This window comes from Aquimarina sp. EL_43, assembly GCF_943422735.1.
Taxonomy (GTDB): domain Bacteria; phylum Bacteroidota; class Bacteroidia; order Flavobacteriales; family Flavobacteriaceae; genus Aquimarina; species Aquimarina megaterium.
The window spans coordinates 3,129,551-3,148,060 of the sequence record NZ_CALSBR010000001.1; the positions used below are offsets into that span (position 1 = coordinate 3,129,551).

The 18,510-nt window shown below is 31.8% G+C and carries 17 protein-coding genes; 6 read left to right on the plus strand and 11 right to left on the minus strand.

Going from position 1 to position 18,510, the window contains the following annotated elements; all coding sequences use genetic code 11:
- Positions 1 to 20: 20 nt before the first annotated feature.
- Positions 21 to 1,256, minus strand: a complete 1,236-nt coding sequence (locus NNL09_RS13270) for a hypothetical protein (RefSeq protein ID WP_196909531.1) — start codon at positions 1,254 to 1,256, stop codon at positions 21 to 23.
- Between the two features lie 139 nt (positions 1,257 to 1,395).
- Positions 1,396 to 2,595, minus strand: coding sequence for a hypothetical protein (locus NNL09_RS13275; protein WP_196909532.1), 1,200 nt, complete (start codon positions 2,593 to 2,595; stop codon positions 1,396 to 1,398).
- A 232-nt stretch (positions 2,596 to 2,827) separates the two neighbouring features.
- Between NNL09_RS13275 and NNL09_RS13280 the strand changes: the two genes are divergently transcribed.
- From NNL09_RS13280 to NNL09_RS13290, 3 genes are all read left to right on the plus strand, one after another.
- Complete coding sequence (locus tag NNL09_RS13280) at positions 2,828 to 3,874, plus strand: sensor histidine kinase (protein WP_196909533.1); 1,047 nt, start codon at positions 2,828 to 2,830, stop codon at positions 3,872 to 3,874.
- Positions 3,875 to 3,916: 42 nt separating this feature from the next.
- Positions 3,917 to 4,690 carry a LytTR family DNA-binding domain-containing protein gene (locus NNL09_RS13285; protein WP_196909534.1) on the plus strand — a complete coding sequence of 258 codons (774 nt, stop codon included), beginning with the start codon at positions 3,917 to 3,919 and terminating at the stop codon, positions 4,688 to 4,690.
- A 64-nt stretch (positions 4,691 to 4,754) separates the two neighbouring features.
- Positions 4,755 to 5,870: an AraC family transcriptional regulator gene (locus tag NNL09_RS13290; RefSeq protein ID WP_196909535.1), complete on the plus strand. Its 1,116-nt coding sequence runs from the start codon at positions 4,755 to 4,757 to the stop codon at positions 5,868 to 5,870.
- Between the two features lie 11 nt (positions 5,871 to 5,881).
- On the opposite strand, the gene NNL09_RS13295 is transcribed toward NNL09_RS13290, so the two are convergent.
- Genes NNL09_RS13295 through NNL09_RS13305 form a run of 3 tightly spaced genes read right to left on the minus strand, consistent with a single transcriptional unit; the run spans position 5,882 to position 9,668 of the window.
- Positions 5,882 to 8,107 (minus strand): carbohydrate binding family 9 domain-containing protein, encoded by a 2,226-nt coding sequence (locus tag NNL09_RS13295; protein WP_196909536.1) that lies wholly within the window; start codon positions 8,105 to 8,107, stop codon positions 5,882 to 5,884.
- A gap of 28 nt (positions 8,108 to 8,135) precedes the next feature.
- On the minus strand, positions 8,136 to 8,639 hold the full coding sequence (locus NNL09_RS13300) for an ankyrin repeat domain-containing protein (protein ID WP_109851790.1): 504 nt from the start codon (positions 8,637 to 8,639) through the stop codon (positions 8,136 to 8,138).
- Between the two features lie 24 nt (positions 8,640 to 8,663).
- Positions 8,664 to 9,668, minus strand: coding sequence for an SMP-30/gluconolactonase/LRE family protein (locus NNL09_RS13305; RefSeq protein WP_196909537.1), 1,005 nt, complete (start codon positions 9,666 to 9,668; stop codon positions 8,664 to 8,666).
- Positions 9,669 to 9,904: 236 nt separating this feature from the next.
- Here NNL09_RS13305 and NNL09_RS13310 point away from each other — a divergent pair, with 236 nt between their 5' ends.
- On the plus strand, positions 9,905 to 10,921 hold the full coding sequence (locus NNL09_RS13310; protein ID WP_025666620.1) for a sensor histidine kinase: 1,017 nt from the start codon (positions 9,905 to 9,907) through the stop codon (positions 10,919 to 10,921).
- A 32-nt stretch (positions 10,922 to 10,953) separates the two neighbouring features.
- Positions 10,954 to 11,649 (plus strand): LytTR family DNA-binding domain-containing protein, encoded by a 696-nt coding sequence (locus NNL09_RS13315; RefSeq protein ID WP_196909538.1) that lies wholly within the window; start codon positions 10,954 to 10,956, stop codon positions 11,647 to 11,649.
- A gap of 17 nt (positions 11,650 to 11,666) precedes the next feature.
- On the opposite strand, the gene cysE is transcribed toward NNL09_RS13315, so the two are convergent.
- The 5 genes from cysE to NNL09_RS13340 form a co-directional block, all read right to left on the minus strand.
- Positions 11,667 to 12,404, minus strand: a complete 738-nt coding sequence (gene cysE, locus NNL09_RS13320; protein ID WP_196909539.1) for a serine O-acetyltransferase — start codon at positions 12,402 to 12,404, stop codon at positions 11,667 to 11,669.
- Positions 12,405 to 12,414: 10 nt separating this feature from the next.
- Positions 12,415 to 12,828 (minus strand): DoxX family protein, encoded by a 414-nt coding sequence (locus NNL09_RS13325; RefSeq protein WP_196909540.1) that lies wholly within the window; start codon positions 12,826 to 12,828, stop codon positions 12,415 to 12,417.
- A gap of 4 nt (positions 12,829 to 12,832) precedes the next feature.
- Positions 12,833 to 13,579 (minus strand): DUF6503 family protein, encoded by a 747-nt coding sequence (locus NNL09_RS13330; protein ID WP_196909541.1) that lies wholly within the window; start codon positions 13,577 to 13,579, stop codon positions 12,833 to 12,835.
- A 42-nt stretch (positions 13,580 to 13,621) separates the two neighbouring features.
- Positions 13,622 to 14,998: a nuclear transport factor 2 family protein gene (locus NNL09_RS13335; RefSeq protein ID WP_196909542.1), complete on the minus strand. Its 1,377-nt coding sequence runs from the start codon at positions 14,996 to 14,998 to the stop codon at positions 13,622 to 13,624.
- 72 nt (positions 14,999 to 15,070) lie between these two features.
- On the minus strand, positions 15,071 to 15,901 hold the full coding sequence (locus tag NNL09_RS13340; RefSeq protein ID WP_196909543.1) for a class I SAM-dependent methyltransferase: 831 nt from the start codon (positions 15,899 to 15,901) through the stop codon (positions 15,071 to 15,073).
- A gap of 292 nt (positions 15,902 to 16,193) precedes the next feature.
- Here NNL09_RS13340 and NNL09_RS13345 point away from each other — a divergent pair, with 292 nt between their 5' ends.
- Complete coding sequence (locus NNL09_RS13345) at positions 16,194 to 17,816, plus strand: amidohydrolase (RefSeq protein ID WP_196909544.1); 1,623 nt, start codon at positions 16,194 to 16,196, stop codon at positions 17,814 to 17,816.
- Here the strand turns inward: NNL09_RS13345 and NNL09_RS13350 are convergent.
- Positions 17,813 to 18,484 (minus strand): RNA polymerase sigma factor, encoded by a 672-nt coding sequence (locus NNL09_RS13350; protein ID WP_025666628.1) that lies wholly within the window; start codon positions 18,482 to 18,484, stop codon positions 17,813 to 17,815. The genes NNL09_RS13345 and NNL09_RS13350 overlap by 4 nt on opposite strands.
- Positions 18,485 to 18,510 lie beyond the last annotated feature (26 nt).

The window sequence follows — 18,510 nt, forward strand, 5'->3', positions numbered from 1 at the left end:
TGTATAGTTCTAACCAGAAATTATTTTAATGTTCCGTCACTTTTCAAAATTCCTGCAACAATATCTCTATCTCCAGTAGCTTGTCTTTGTACACTTCCTATAAAAGTGAGGCCATTATCATTAAGGATAATATCAGAAACAACATCATTTTGACTTTCATTATATTCATAAGTCCATATTTGATTTCCTTCAGTATCGATCTTATCAATTTTAATAAAACTTCGATTGCTCCAACCACCAATAATTATATCATTTCCAGAAAACTCTATATCGGACAAATACCAATACTTGTCAAAAGTTAGCCTTGCAACTTCGTTCCCATTAGTTTTATTAACTTTTAGAAGTGTTCCTTGTGGGATTTGCCCATTTTCTGCAAGTTTTGGTCTTCCTCCCTGACCTGCTAGATATAGATAATCATTATCGGCATTAATTTTATTAATATTAAATTCACTGTTAAATTGTCCCAGAATATTCTCATACTCTTTACTAGTAACAGTTGTACCATCGCTAATATTTAGCTTGTTTAAAATCAGAGTATTGTATAAACTGGCAGCTGGGTTTAACTTGTTATTAATAAAGTATACAGCAGTGGGATCTGCAAATATCTTACTATAGCGGGTACTATTAAATGTATTTCTCCATTTTTCTACAAGATTCATATCTAGTACAATAGCTGTAGTTTGACTCCCATCAAAATTAATAGCAAGATATATTTCGTTATTTAATAAAAAAACATCATTTATAGCACCATTATTGCTTGTGTTTGCTGCCGAACCACCAATAATGGTAGATTTTAATACTTCGCCCTTACTATTTACCATTTGAATAATAGGGAAATTTGAAGTGAAAAAATCAACAACTGATCTTGAACCTACTAAAATATAAGTGTCTTCATCTATTTGAATTGCTTTCCTAAGCATATCATATGATGAAGTATCCATAATATTTTCTTCAATTACTTCTAACTTATCTGTTAGTTTTCTGATTGCAATATCACTATCACCTGTAGTACCAGCGCCATTAGATCCATTAATTAGTTCAAAAGAAATATAACCATAGGAGGTTTTAAATATATTAACTCCAAAATCACTGCTTTCATTTAATCCAAAAAATTTTAGACCAACTTCTGGTGGAGTAGGAGTTTCTTCTGTTGGGGTTTCACCTCCTGTAGGTGCAGGTGCGGGGCTATCATCTGAGGAGCAAGAACATATTATAATACCAATGCAAAAAATGGTACTAAGTATTTGTTTTTTCATAAATTAGGGCTTTAGCTTTAAAGGGCAAATATAAAAAAAACGCACAGATTATGGTAAAACCATAAATCTCCCTCCTTATTTAACAACAAACGCTTTATGTAGTTGTTAATTCACAAAGATAGATTTGGTTCCAACAGGGTTAAAAACCCTTAAATGCTTCTGCATTTTGTACCAGAACAAGAACGTCATATCTAAAGATGGTTTTCTTAAAAGCATCAGAAAAATTAGCATAAGCAAGAGGTCTTAAGGAAGCTAAATCCAGTATATAATACTTCTTGGTTATAGTTGGTATAACCTTCTGAATTTCTTCAGGAAAATCTTTAATATTATCAAATGGCACTACAGGAATAGGTGAAAATGGATTTCCTATAGCAGCTTTTCCAGTTATACCCATCACCATATAATGCAACGAATGCATTTTGTTGATAATAGCCAATTCACTAGCCATATTAGAAATATCATAAATATTAGTTCGATTTAATCCTTTTGCCGCATGATTGGCTCCTAGTTTAAAGATCACTTTTGGAGTAGTATTACGATCTTTTGTGTTATCATAATAGTTTAAAAAATTGCGTTTCATTAATTGACTTCGCGTATTATTATTTTTATAATACTCTTTGGTGATCATGTTATAGGCATATATTTCCTTAGTTTTCCAGAGTTGTTTTAAAATTTCGATTTCTTTGGCATCAGTGGCTAGTTCTAGCAACGATTTGTGTAAAGCTTCATTATATTTAAAAATGTAAGTCGCTCCGTACTTTTTATTAGCTATAGCATATTGATAACTTTCGTTGGCCTCCTTTTTTAATTCCTGTAGTTTTTCTTTTAAAGGTGTATTATCTGTAGTAGAAATAATATAATCAAAATTAAGACGAAACTGAACCATAAAAGTCTGGTCAATCCCCCAGAGCATTCCTTTCTTTTTAATTACATTGGTAAACAGATCATAATCATCCTCATTATTGTAAAAAGGAATAGCGAAAGGAAACTCTTGATGTAATTTTTTTGCGTTACCAATAGGATCATGAGACGACGCTATGGCAGTTATTTTTTCTGCAGCTATAGCATCTGTCTCTATACAGAGTGTATGATAACCAAAAGGTTGTGCAATATCGTATATTGAATTTGTAAAAATTCCCACTTCTTTAATGCCGTGCTGTTCTCCTACAAATACAAATTGACTATTTTCTAATCGCTGTTTTGTAAAAGATAAAAAAGTACCATCGTTGAAGTTTTCTATCTGAAAACTGTACTTTGATAAATCGATTTTATCCTGTGAGTATATGACTGTGGTAGATAAAAAGGTAATACTTAGAAGTAAAGAAAAAATAGTTTTCATTGCATATTATTTTGAGATTGATACCTCAAAAATACTTCGTTTGCTCTGTGTTTTTTTGAAGAATATCATGAACCCTAATATTATACTCTCGAACTTATTTTTTTAAAGGATAAACTACATAATATAGAATATGAGCATGACGATAAGATTATGAAATAGTAGAGTAAATCTGCTTTCGTAAAATAGATTTTGCCTTCAATTGCCTATTTTTATTAGTGTAAAAAGATTCGATATGAATATAGAAACACCTAAAATATCTCTGGGATGGCGACTTGTTATCGTTTTTATTGTGGGGATAGTTATGTTTAGCATTATAGCAATTGCATCAAAATTTAGAGAAGCTCCTAAAGTAGATCTACTTTTTTTATTGTTATGGATGTCTATTATTTACTTAAGTTTTGAAGTGATTCATCAGCTTCAGAAAAAGTTGGTGCAAAAAAATCTAAACTCTATTTGGATCTTTTTGGGGAGTAGTATCGGAGGAACAGTTATCTATACAATCTTTTTTTATTTTTATAAATGGTTAGACTATTTGATCCTCGGTAGTGAACCTCCTATGATACAACATGTGGTATTTTCTGCTTTGACTGGATTAGCAATTTGTATGATTTTTGGCCTAATTTTACTGACATTCAACTGGAAAAATCAGTACTATATTTCACATATACAAAACGAACAATTTAAAAAGGAAATTATAAAGGCAAATTTATCAATTCTAAAAAATCAACTCGATCCGCATTTCATGTTTAATAACTTTAATACGTTATATTACTTAATTGATGAAGATGGTGCACTGGCGCAAAAATTTCTAAAAAACATAGCATCGGTATATAGATATATTCTCCAAAATAATGAAAAGGCAATTATACCTATATCACGCGAATACGAGATGGCACGACAATATCTTTTACTTATTGAACAACGCTATAAAACTGCTCTAAAAGTACATGATGCAGTAGATTCATCATTTTTTGAGTATAAAAGTGTTCCTCCATTAGTGTTACAACAACTTATTGAAAATGCCGTAAAACATAATAGAATAGATGAACGATCACCGTTACACATTCACTTTGAAGTAACAGAAAACTACTTTACCGTAAAAAACAACAATAATCCTAAACGTAGTACGTCTGGTACTACCGGAACCGGATTAGAAAATATCACAAAACGATATGATTTCCTAACCGAGAATAAGGTGATTATTTCTAATACCAAAGATGAATTTAGAGTGTCTATACCTTTACTGCCAACAACCAATGAAATAAACAGCAATGTTTAATTTTTTTCATTTAATATCAATAGATTATAAAAAAATGAACATGTGAAAATTAAAACTATCATATTAGAGGACGAAGCAACGGCCAGGGATCATCTCATGAAATTAATAACCCGAGTCAATACAGATATTTCTGTTATTGCATCAATTTCTACAGTAACAGAAAGTATAGATTGGTTTCGATCAAATAAACATCCGGATCTAATTTTTATGGATATTCACCTATCCGATGGGGTTTCTTTTGACATATTGAAAGAAGTTATCATCGATGCTCCCATTATTTTTATTACCGCTTATGATGAATATGCCATACAAGCTTTTAAAACTACAGGAATTGATTATCTACTAAAACCCATAAATGAAGAAGATTTACAAAACGCATTAAGAAAATTCTTTAAAAGCCGAGTCAAAGAAGCAGATGAATGGATTATTAGAAATATAGATTTACTTCAACGTATACAAAAAGAAGATAAAGCTAAGTATAAGGAACGTTTTTTACTAAAATCAGGAAATAGCATGACTCCGGTAAAAATAAGTGATATAGCATATTTCTATCGGGACGAATTGGTTTTTGCAAAGCTTTTAGATGGAAAATTATTTCCTTTGGATGATTCTTTAAATCAATTACAAACGATGATTAATCCCAAAGAATTTATTCGATTAAACAGGCAACTTTTGGTAAACATAAACGCAATAAACAAATTAACCCCTTCAAAACCTGGCCAATTATCGGTACTGTTAACTCCAGAATACCATGATGAAATACATTTGAGTCCAGAACGATCGAGATGGTTAAAACTTATACTCGACGGGAAATAGGAGACAAACATGATAAAACTTTTCTTTTCATGAGGATAAAAAAAGAAAAAGCTATTTTTATATAATGTATCATTGGAGTGAGATTTTTATTGGTATCCAACTATGTATTACAATTCAGTTAGTCGTAGTCGGCTCTTTAAATGTATTTACAAAAAATACAAAAAATGTTTTCCTGGGTATATACTGCCTTCTTGTGGCTAATGCACATATCGCCCTTATTTTTAGTGATTTCTTCAAAAAAGAACCTTATATGTATGCTTTTTTTGGAGGATGGAAAGGATATTTTTATGGACCTGTTTTATACCTCTATTTAAAATCGTTAAGTAAAAAATGGAATCATAAAAAAGAATGGATTCATTTAATACTTCCATTTGCTTTATTTGGATTGTCTCTTTATCGTTATTTTTTTATAAGCCAGGAAGATTCAATGATTGTAAAGCTAAAAGCAGTGGGGTATTTTTTCTACTGGACCCTGTTAATTTCTTATTTCATTTTAGGGATAAAAGAATTTAAACAGCATATAAGAATAAACTTAAAAGAAAAATCAAAAATTAGATTTCAAAGTTTTTATACCATAGTAAATACTCATTTATTGTTTACCATTATACCGGGATTTATATTGTTTCTTAGTATATATACCGATGTTAGCATCATTAAGAACTTAACAGAAGCCGTTGTATTACCTTATTATGAATATTGGGCTGTTCCTATATATATGCTTCTTTTTATATTCTTACTCTTTTACGGGATTACAGAATTACAATGGGTAAAAAAATATTTCCTGATAGCCTCTATACATCAACCTGTGAATGACTTTCAAAAAAACGCAGATGTTTTTATGCATATCAAAGAATTTTTCTCTACCAACGAGGTGTTTAAAAACCCAAACCTTACTATAGACGAATTATCTCTTTCTTCGGGAGTTACCAAATCTGCAATTCGATCTGTTTTGATCGAAAAAGGATATTCTAGTTTTACTGATTTTGTGAATGAGTATAGAATTAAAGAATTTAAAAATAATCTGAAAGAAGAAAAGTATAATAATTATGACCTGGCCAGTATTGCTTTACTATCAGGGTTTAATTCTAAAGCAACATTCTACAGAGTTTTTAAAAAACACACTGGTATGACTCCTAATGAGTATAAGGCAAGTGTAATAAGTAATAAATTATTAGAATAGATTAAGGGATTTTATCGTATAAAGGTTTTAGAAAATTTGATAATTAGTATTTGATTATCTGTAAATGGTAGTCTTGGTTGTAATGCGTTTCTATTAGTATTGGCGTTATGATTATAGACGACATATAGATCAGTACCTTCTGTAGGGTTATATCTAAATCTAAGGTTCCATCCTAGCTGATCACTTCGCGTATCATATTGCACATAAGAGTTTAATGATGTTTTCGAAGATAAATTGAATTTCAACCTCGAAAAATATCGACTTAAATTTAGTTTTCTAGAGGTTTCACTAGCATATTCATCTGGAAACCTAAGATTATTGTATGTGCCACCTAATTGAGCTTGAAAGAGTTTGCTAAAATCATAAGAAACATTATATGATATAGTAAACAGGTTTCCACCATAAAACTCTCCTATTTCTGTATCTAGTGTAATCTTATATGGTTTTGCATCTCCAGAAATAAAAATGGGATTAAATTTCCACATCTTGTACTGTGCAGCAGGAACAGTTACTCCTTCGGCTATTTCCCAATCACTATATAAATTATCTTCTTGATATATAGGGAAAAACATAGTTAAACGATGCCCTTTTTTATGTATCGCTGTCATGTAGAAATTCGTTTGAAAAAAATCGTGATGACCAGAATTAGACAACCAGTTTTTTCTGAAATAGTGACCTATTGAAAAGAATTGCAAGAATGAATGATTAGTGAATGACTTTCTCCACCCATGATTTAATGTTAAACGTTTGGTATTGGGTTGAGAAACAAAACCTAATTTGGGATCAAAGTTTTCTGTGTACTCCCGAAATCTGTATTGCAGCCCAAAACCATTGTTTTTAAAGGTGTTTATTGAAGCACCATACATTGGTTTCCAATCTCCCTTTTCTTTATCAAAGGTTGTACCTACTGTTAATTGAGTTCTAACAGTATTAGTTAAACGAATATTTGCATCTACAGCCATGAGATGATTATAGTTTTCACTGCTTAGTGAATTGGTATTTATAAAACCAATATATGACCCTAGTTCTCCTATGTTTTTTTTAATTCGGGTTACACTTTTATTAGCAGAAGCTGCCACTTCATCTACCTCATGTGTTTGCATTGATAAAAGCCCGTATTGCCATTTTGTATTTCCGCCGGTAAAACGAACACCTCCTATAATAGGAATGGAAGCACCGTCCTGAATACCGATACGTCTGGAATGAAATAAACGATGATCAAATTGATTAGAGTTGAAAATATCTGCATTTTCGAGGAAAAATAGTCGTTTTTCATTTAAAAATATTGGGAAACGAGAAATGTTAACGATTCGATCATCTGCTTCTACCTCTGCAAAATCTGTGTTTAATGTAAAATCTATCGTGTGATTTGCGTTAGGCTTAAATTTTACATCTACTCCCAAATTACTTAATACTTTGTCTAATACTTCGTGATCTGCATATTGTTTACGTTCTAAAATGGAAGTGTTGCTTTTATATGCTGTTCCTTCTTCGTTAATGAGGTTTTCACGAATGGCATTTGCCTTTATATATGGAGTTATATACAGCGGTTTTGTTACCGGTAAACCTGTAAAACGTATTTCCTGAGCATTTGTAAAATGATGTAACGCGTTACCAATATCGATATTTTTGAGATGAGACGTTATACGCTCATTGATCTCTTTGTATTTTACCGTTGCTTTAATCCTCATGATATTCTCAGAAGATTTTTCATACCGTAACGATGAAAACGGGATCCTCATTTCTGTACTCCATCCTTTTTCTGTAATGCTCGATTTAACATTCCAAAAGGTATTCCACGAAGTATTAAATTCTTCGCCATTACGGCTTACTTCCATGTCCTGTCGTGCGCTTAATGGATTTGTCCTAAAAATGAGCGTATTTATTTTATCATTGTAAGTATCGATATGTATTTGAAAATAATCGTCTTTTACTTGAGCTACATCTCTTTCTAGTGTTGTGGCGAATATTTGAGAAGGATCTCTAAAATTAATAATTCCACCTACATAGAGGTATTCCTTATCGTATAGAATTTTTACGATTACCTGCTCCGATGCTGGAGTTCCTATATTAGGATCTATTTGCTTAAAGTCAGAAAATTCTAAGACGTCATTCCATGCGTTCTCTTCTAATTTTCCATCCAAAATGATAGTGCCATTCCCCAAAGGAACATCAATAATTTCTTGTGCCGATGATACTACGCTCACCAGCATACATACAATAAAAATAGACCTCATTTGATTTTTCTGTTCGTTTTTTGATTGTTTAAAAGAGGTCTATTTTTGTTTTTTTTAGACCTAAAGATTTTAGATACTCGGTAATTTCTTTTGATTCTTCACCTCCTCGTTCTGCATGATGAAGAAGAGTATATCCGTGCGGCCCTTTGGCATGTAGTGTTCCGGGAGAAAATTCTAGTATCGATTTGATGATGTCGATCTTCCCGAAAAGAGCAGCAGTAAATACATTAGCTTGAGCTCCATGATCTAATAGGTATTGAGCCAGTTCTTTATATCCAACATGACTTGCGGCTCCCAAACATGTTTCAAAATCTCCACCTCTCCAATCATGTGCAGCATTGATCAGTGTAGGGTGTTCTGCTAATAGTTCTTTTACTGTTTCCAAACTTTTATGTCCGGCACCAACAAAATTTTGCACTATTTTTTTGTCTAATTGTGGTTTTTCTTGTTCTTTCGAAAATATCACATGCGGAGCTGCAATATATAGTCCAGTAGTTAATACACCAGTAGTTAAAAATTGTTTCCTGTCCATAATTACTGTTTTTATAAGATGTTATTAGTCATCTAGTTTTACTTTTAAAATGGTAGGTTCGTATAATTTTTCCATAGGGAATAGGGATCCGTCTTTATTAAAGCTTCCGAATTGTGCGTTTGCGATGTAATACAATTCGCGATCTACCAAAACTCCTGTTGTAGGATTGTTCATTATAGGGTGATTGTATTCTAGTAATACAGTTTTTGTAATAGTATTTTGCTCTGTATTGAGGACGAATTTTTTAACCGAGTTTTTACCAGGTTGTATACCGACCAAAGAGTTTTTGTAAAAGTATAATCCGTCTATGCTTTTGCTACTAGTTGTATCTGCACCCTTGGAGTATTGTATATTCTCTTTTTTTCTGGTTTTGATATGAATGCGAGTAATTCCTTCAGAATGTGCTACAAATAAATAAGTTTGGTCATCAGAAATAGTAATTCCATTAGGATATTTTATTTCAGAAAGATGAGCTAATACTTTTAGTTCATCTTCATTATTCTGAATGGTATATATCATAGGACTAGAAAACATATGTGTAGCATACAGATTTCCTGATGTATCTAAAACGATATCATTAAAGAAATGAACTTCTCCTGGTATATCGATCCAATATTTTTTGATAAGTTTCCCCGTTTGCAAATCATATTTAAAAACCCCTGCAGGACGTCCCTCGTTTTTATCTTTTCTACTATACCCGATAAGATTACTTCCTCCAGAGCTACATACCCATAAGTGTCTTCGTACCGGATCAATTTTCATCCCGATAATCATATGTAAACCGTCTTGTTGTGGTTTTACAAAGTCACGATATGTCCCGTCTTTGGATCGTTTTATAATTTTTCCTTTTCGGGTACTTCCTATATAAAAAGACATATCTGTGGGATCATAAGCCACGTTTTCGGGTAATAGATCTTTTTCGGGAATCGTATAGGCTATAAAACTTTTGTTGAATTGCTCATTTGGTTTTTGTGCACTACTATAAAAACCAAATCCGGTAAAAAAAATGATATAAAAAACTGTTTTCATCTATTTTGTTTTAAAAATAAAATATGTGAGGTGGATAATGTTTAGTATTTTTCTTCCTAAGACGAATGTATTTGATAAAGGAATTGAGAAGATCGATTTTATATTAAACTCTTCTTTTTTAATGTGTAATTGTATTGTGCTTATGTGAGTTGATTACACATAAGTAAATTATAGATTTACATAAATTATGGATTTGGGTAGGACTGAAAACCAAAAATCATATAGCTTTGTTATCAATGAAGATTAAAAGCATTTGGTTTCATATTGGTTTTTGGATTGTATATACCGCAATATTTACTATTGTTGAAGCTAGTTATAAAGGGGAATATACCGAGGCATTGGCTTTTGAGCTTATGAATATGCCGATGCGACTTATTATCGTATATTTTAATTATTTTGTTCTGTTGCCAAAACTCTTATTGCAAGGCAAAACGGTAAAATACTTTGTGTATACTATACTCACATTAATCATCTCTGGGTGTATTCAACGAATTATTAATTATGAGGTGCTATCTATGCTTTATCCTAATATGAAAGATTCTGGATTATGGCTACCATATAAGTTTTTACAGGCTTCTATGATCATAGCTTCTCCTTTAATTTTTATTATTGGAATTTCGGTTATTTGGAAAGTAGCAGAGTTACAAAAGAGGGCCAAAACTCTTGAAAATGAAAAATTGCAATCAGAATTGAAGTATCTAAAATCACAAATTAATCCACATTTTCTTTTTAACACTTTAAATAATATCTACGGACTATCTTTAGAAAGCTCAAAAAAAGCCCCCGAACTTATTCTTAAATTATCAGATTTCCTTAGCTTTTCTTTATACGAGAGTTCTCAAAGGTTTATTCTTTTAGAAAAAGAAATTAGTTTATTAAATGACTTTATTGATCTAGAAAAATCTCGTTTTGAAGATAGGGTAGATGTACAGGTTTCTATTCCCGAACATATAGACCCGATATCTATTCCTCCTCTTATTTTGGTACCATTTGTAGAAAATGCATTTAAACATAGTTTAAAAAACGAAACCAAAATAGCTCATATAATTGTTAAATTAGAGGTAGTACATAATCAACTAATTTATGAAGTTATAAACTCGAAACCAGAAGCTACTGTAGAAGATTCTTCACTAAAAGGAATTGGTTTGCAGAACATCAAAAAAAGATTAGATATCCTATATAATGATCGATATCAATTGGATATTAAAGATGAAGAAAGATTATATACTATTGTATTAAAAATTGCTATTTGATAAGGTAAGTTGCAAAAAAATAAAAGAGACAGATGAAGCTTAGATGTATTATAGTAGATGATGAACAGACTGCAAGAAATATTTTAAAAAAATATATTGGAGATGTTTCTACTTTGGATCTAACAGGAGAGTTTAAAAATGCTCTCGAAGTCTTAGATTATATTCAGAATCATTCGGTAGATGTGATGTTTTTGGATATTGAAATGCCTAAGCTTTCGGGCTTAAATCTGGCCAAAATTGTAGAGCATAAAATTAAAATCATATTTACAACTGCACATCGTGAGTTTGCGCTAGAAGGCTTCGATTTAAGTGCAGTTGATTATCTGTTAAAACCTTTTTCTTTTGATCGATTTTTAAAAGCTATTCAGAAAATTAACCCTAATTTTTTAAATACTGCTGTTACGTCTACACCTGTATTAGATCATATTTTTGTGAAAGCCGATAAAAAAATGGTTAAAATTAATTTTTCAGAATTATTATATATCGAAGGCTTAAGTAACTATGTCAAAATTCATACAATAGAAAATACTTTGGTTGTCTATGAAAAGCTGAGTGATCTCGTACAACGATTACCTTCTTTTTCTTTTATGCGTATACATAGGTCTTATATTGTAAATACCAAAAAAATAAAAACCTATACCAAAGAGTATGTAGAAATTAAAAAAAGACACATCCCAATAAGCTTAACCTATCGAAATGCATTATTGTCATTTTTAGAAAAATCCTGAAGTTTTTCTTAAAAGAATTATTGTATTTTATTTGCCTTTCCTTTAGGTCTTGCCGGTATTCCTGCAACTGTCATGCCTGGTGCTGTATCTTTTAGAACTACAGCTCCGGCAGCAATATTAGAATGTGCTCCTATAGTTATATTCCCTAATACAGTAGCACCTGCTCCAATCACCACATTAGAACAGATTTTTGGATGCCTTTTTCCTTCTGTTTTTCCTGTGCCTCCCAAGGTGACATTGTGAAAAATAAATACATCATCTTCAATTTCACAGGTCTCTCCTATAACAACACCTATCCCATGATCTATTACCAGGCCTTTGCCAATTTTTGCAGCAGGATGTATATCGATTGCATAGGTTTCAAAAATTCTATTTTGTAACCATTTGGCAGTTATCAGATTTCCTTTTTTGAATAGTTCATGAGAAAATCGATGCGCTTGTAATGCTTGGTATCCTCTTAAAAAAAACAATACTTCAAAATAATGAGTGCACGCAAAATCTCTTTCGAAATAAGAGGTGAGATCTCGCTTAAAAGTATCTTTTAGTTCTGTGTTATCAGTGAGAATCTCCTTAAAAATAGCAGTTAACTCGTTAGAAGTTATAAGGTCATCAGAAAGCTTTTTACTCAGTATAATACTTAAAACATCTGCTAAGTCCTTGCATTGTTTTTGGTATTGACCTAAAATTTTCTTTGCAATTGGTTCTGAAGTATTTTCTAATTCTAATCGAATTCTATCCCAAATATTACCTGTCATTTTTTAGAGTTTAAGGTTTACTTATAGATAGTTTACCTGACCCCATAAATATAAAGGCAAGGCAACAGAATAATATAGCCAATGCTGGTGTCATGGCCTCAATACTATCGCCAAGACGTATATGTACCAGTACTGCTATTATAAAATTGATTACCAGAACTAATGAAGCTAATCGTATATGATAACCGATAAGAATCAACAAGCCTCCTATAGCTTGTATATATACAGATAGGATAGCGCTAATTACAGGAAAAGGAAAACTGTTGATGTGAAGGAAACCAGAAAATTCTAACATTCGTTCCCAACTAACGATATTATCTATTACTCCATATAGCAAACGTAAACCCACAAAAATTCGTAGAATGAAAATTCCAATATATGCTTTGGAGCTTAATTTTTCTTTCAAATCATATGTTCTACTCATACATTTACTTATTTTGAACTACCTCTTTCACTATGATATCAGATCCCGAATATGCATCGGTATCATATTCGTGCCAATGTCGTATTCTTGGGATTTTAACTCCTTCAATAGTAATCTCACCAGAAAAATAAAGACGTTCTCCTTTTTCAGGATCATCAGGAAATACAATTTCGATACCTAGTAAAGTATAATCTTTTTGAGAAATAAATACATTCCAGTGTTTAGAAAATATAGCTTCTTTCAAGACAAGTTCGATTTTATAACTATCTGTGTCGCTAAATATGGCTTTACTTGCTTTACCATAAGTGTCAACTGTTGCGTTATTTAGAGACATAGGTAAGCCAATTAAATGCTGATAAAATTTTTGATAGCTAAGATTTCGCTCTGGTTGTAGTCGATATTTTTTTATTTGAATACTATCTGTATTAATCTCTCCATCCAAAAGTGTTCTTGAGATTCCTTTTTCATCTATGATGTGTGTAGATATATGCTGATCTCTATTTCTTGTTAATTCAAAGCTATTGTCATTATTGTTCATTTTTAAGATAGAATACCGGTGAGGGTTGGATAAACGAGGTTCTTGGATATGAACTTTGAGATTGGTCATCGACCAACGATTATCGGGGTCGTATGTTTTTGTGCTTTTTTGAAGAATAACTTGAGGATCTAGTAGTTGTTGATCTTTTTGAGAGTTACAACTTAATCCAATACATATGGTAAGGATTAAGATGTAGTATAATTTGTTATACATGATCTTCATGTTTTTATTTTTATGAAATTTAAGTTTTTATTTTTAATTCGATTCAATTTTACTATCATGAAATCCTGTACGTTTCCATAGGCTACCATCTTTCACCCATACATGGGTTACTCTATATTGACTTTCTTTGGGTTTTCCATCTCGAATATCTGAAGTTATTATTTTTGCGGTAACAATTGCAAAGTTGTCATATAGCTCGAGTTGAGTTTCTTTCATTTCATACCTGGTAACTACCAAATTACTATCATCAATATCTTTTTTTCTGTTTTTTAAATATTTTAACCATGCCGTTTTTCCTATCGATTTTGATGTTCCGTTAGTATGCTGATACTTATCGGTTATCAAACTCTCGAGTCTTGTAATATTACCTTCTTTAAATGCTGTATTAAAAATAGTAATTGTTCGGGCAAGTTCCAGCTTATCAGATATAGAATTAATTATGTTTTCTATTGCAATATCTAGTTCGGTTTCATCAACCAGATAAGAAGCAAAATACTTATGTATGGCGTTCTGATAAAAACTAAAAACGTTCTCACGATTCATATATAGCGTATAGTCATTAATTCCTTGTTCTAAAAATGCTTCCTGGCTTACTTTCCCTGCTGTATAGAACAATATAGCATGCCAGAGATTTTTTGGAGGCTTTACTTTTAACTTCTCACTTGCTCTATTTATACTTTCTGCGATAGCTCCTTTTTGTCCTTTTATTATAGTATGACTTGCTTCGTGAAATAAGGTTTCTACCCAATCGCCTGCTATTTCTGGATAATTAATAACAGTACTTAATACAATAGAGCTGGGAATTCGACTTAATGTAAAAGCGCCACCTCCAGGACTTTTTATCGAAAGATCAATGCGCATTTTGGTATCTTGCCATTTTGCCTGAGCTAATTTTGCCATTCGAGAAATGACAATATCTTCTGTTTTTTTGATAAGATCAATATTCTCCTGCAACTTATCTGTGTTGATTTGTCGATGAGTTTTCCAAAAATGAGTATTATAGATTGGTTTAAATTCGTTGAGGTTTTTTATAAAAAGAATTTCGAACCTGGATTCAGGAAGCATATCCTGCTCATTATAGTTAATAATCCATTTTCTAAACCCTATCAATTCCTGGTTGAAATGATTTTTTAAATCTATATGATCTTTATAATAGGTTATGGTTTTTTGAAAAACTACTTTTTCTTTTTGACTAAGTTTTTGCCAAATCCCTTTTTTAACCAGCTTATCTAATGGTTTTTCATACGATGCAATAGCAGTTTCATATAAGTAGAAGTGAAGATTAATCCAGAAGTTATTATGAAATTCAAAATATCTTGTGGTTTCAATGCTTGATGCTTTAGATTGTGCGATCAAAGAATAATTGAATATCAAAATAATATATAGTATAACAATATGTCTACATTTCATGTATTTGCTCTTATTTATCATTTAAATAATTATTAATAGTATGAGATATAACTTTCGGTACGATCCAATTCCTTATTTTTCTGCAACAATAAACATTTTCTTAGCATCAGTAGTATAAGGTTCTTTTTGATGCCCTCCTTCTATAGTTTTTATGTTAAACCCGACTTGTTTAAGCATTAGTTTGATTTCAAATGGAAATATAATACGCCATTTCATACTATAATTTTTGCGTTTTAATGTACCGTCAGGAAGTACTTCGTCATACCAGCCATATAATTCCTGAACCTGGTTTTTGTTCATAGGTCCTGATGCTGCAAATCTTGTGTATGAATTACCGGTATGTGAATTTTTTCTTGTAAAAAATGGTTTGGGTATGGCATCGCCAGATAGATTTAAAATAAATGGATTCATAAGATCTATTACTATTAATCCATCCTTAGATATATGATTATAAATACTAGATAAGGCCTTGCATTGACTATCAAAATCAGGAATACACATTAGACTATTAAACGCACATATTGCCAATTTGTAATCTGTTTTATCCAAATTCAACAAGGTTATATCTTGCTCAATTAATTTTATGTTTTGACGAACATCTTCATTTTCTCTTTGTAAATTATGTTCAAATTGTTCCAATATACCTCTAGAGTTATCAACTCCAGTAACTCGATGACCAGCTTTGGCCAATGGTATAGTTACACGGCCCGATCCGCAACATAATTCGAGGATATCTTCATTACTTTTTGATGCAAAATCAAGAAAACGATCAACATCATGTTTAAGACCCTGTGAGGAAACGATATCATCGAAGTTTTTAGAAAAAACTGAATGTTCTTCTGAGGGATAATCACTATCATAATATTGTATTGAAGCATGATCCTCTGGTAAGTTTGTATTCATAAATTTGTTTTTAGGTATAGCCGTTGCCAAAAGACTATGTAGTATCTCTATTCGTTTTTTGATTGATACTTTTATGCCGATTGTGGTCAAAAGTATCGTTTCCTTTTATGAATAAATCATGAGTTTTGGTATCAAACGGTCTCACTTTTATGAAATGAGACAACTCTTAACAGTTTTTATGAATTTGAGTACAATATGGTTATTAAAGTAGGATTCTTATTATATTAAGAAAACCTTAACCACTACACCCATAAGATATATTTACATTTAGAGCTTTAAAAACTCGACAATAATGAAAAAATCATCCTTACTATTAGTTATTACTGTATTACTTTTTTCTTGTAAGAAACCAGTTGAAGTAGACTTATTGGTTATTAATGCAAATGTATATACTGTAGAGGATACGAATCCAAAAGCAGAGGCATTTGCTATAAAGGGAGGTAAATTTATTGCTGTAGGGAGTAACGATGAAATCTTAAAGGGGTATACGACAGCTAATACTTTGGATGCAGGAGGAAAAACAATAGTACCTGGATTGATTGATGCACATTGTCATTTTTACGGCCTTGGATTACAACAGCAAAAAGTAGATTTGATGGGAACCAAAAGCTATGCAGAAGTATTGGATAGGATTGTCGCTTTTCAGAAAGAAAAAAATGTATCATTTGTTACGGGGCGAGGATGGGATCAAAATGATTGGGAGGTAAAAGAATTTCCGACCAAAGAAAAATTAGATAGCTTGTTTCCTGACACTCCTGTGGCAGTAACCCGAGTAGATGGCCATGCGATGATAGCAAATCAAAAAGCATTAGATCTTGCTAAAATTACGGTAGATACTAAAGTAGAAGGTGGAGAGATACTTCAAAAAGAAGGAAAACTTACCGGTGTATTAATCGATAATCCTATGGGATTGATTGGTGCAGTTATCCCTAAACCCACAGTGCGAGAGCAAATACAGGCTTTAAAAGACGCCGAAAAAATTAATTTTGGGTATGGACTAACAACTGTAGATGATGCGGGATTGAGCCCCGAAGTAATTACACTAGTAGATAGCTTACAGAAAATAAACGAACTTAAAATCAGGATGTACGCTATGGTAAGTAATGTGCCCGAATATGTAGATCATTATCTAAAGAATGGAGTACATAAAACAGATAAGTTAAATGTTTCTTCTTTCAAAGTATATGCTGATGGAGCATTAGGATCTAGAGGAGCTACATTAAAACGACCATATGCAGATAAGGAAAATCATTATGGAGCTATGGTCATCGGAAACGATGATTTTAAAACTCTGGCAAAACGATTAGCAGGATCGCCTTTTCAGATGAATACTCATGCTATTGGGGACTCGGCAAATGCAGTAGTAATGAAAACGTATTATGATGTGCTTCAAAATAAATCGGATAGAAGATGGAGAGTAGAGCATGCCCAGGTGGTGGCTCCCGAAGAATTTGAAATCCTTAATAATAATCTGGTCATGAGTGTACAACCAACTCATGCTACAAGCGATATGTATTGGGCAGATGAACGATTAGGAGAAGAACGTATAAAAGGAGCATATGCATATAAAAAATTATTAGAAAAAACGGGTAGAATTGCTTTGGGTACAGATTACCCTGTAGAGCATGTAAGTCCATTCTATACTTTTTATGCTGCGGTAGCCCGAAAAGATCTAAAGCAATATCCAGAAGGTGGTTTTCAAAAAGAAAATGCACTTAGTAGAGAAGAAACTCTGAAAGGAATGACGCTTTGGGCAGCTTACAGTAACTTTGAAGAATACGAAAAAGGAAGCATAACTGCAGGTAAATTTGCAGATTTTGTAATCCTTGAAGATAATATTATGGAAATTGATGAAGACCAAATTCCAAATATAAAAGTGAAAGCTACTTATATTGATGGAGAAAAGGTGTATTAGATCGCATTCATTACTTTATCTACGATAGTATCACATTTACTAAATCCAAATTCGAAGATATCGGTATCCTGAGAGAGTTCATAGAGTTCTTCTCTAATCATATCTTTGGCACGATGTAGGCGAACCTTTACATTAGAAACCGTTAATCCTAAACAATCTGATATTTCGGCCATACTCATCCCTTCAATTTCTCTAAGAACATAAACGGTTCGATATTTTACATCTAATAGATCAATCGTATTTTCTAAGATCTGTTTTGCTTCTTGTCGTATCATTTTTTTTTCAGGATTTAATTGTTCCGTATCAGGAATCTCGAGAACAAAATCATTCGATACGCTATTTTCAGATTTATATAAATTAAGATATTTTCCTTTTGTTTTTAATCGAGCTAGAGTTTCATTTATTCCAATTCGTATCAACCAGGTAGAGAATTGTGAGTTGTGCTTAAACTGGTAGAGTTTTTCATAGGCTTTTAAATAAGTGTTTTGCATTATGTCTTCTATTTCTGCAAGATCATTTATATAACTTCGAATAACTCGATATAGTTTTTGATTATTTCTTCTTAACAAGATTTCATACAACTCTTTTTCTCCAGAATGAATACGGCATATTACATCAGAATCTGATATTTTATGAGTTTTATAATCATTGATTTTAATGGGTTCCATAGCTTGTTATTTATAGCTTAGATGAA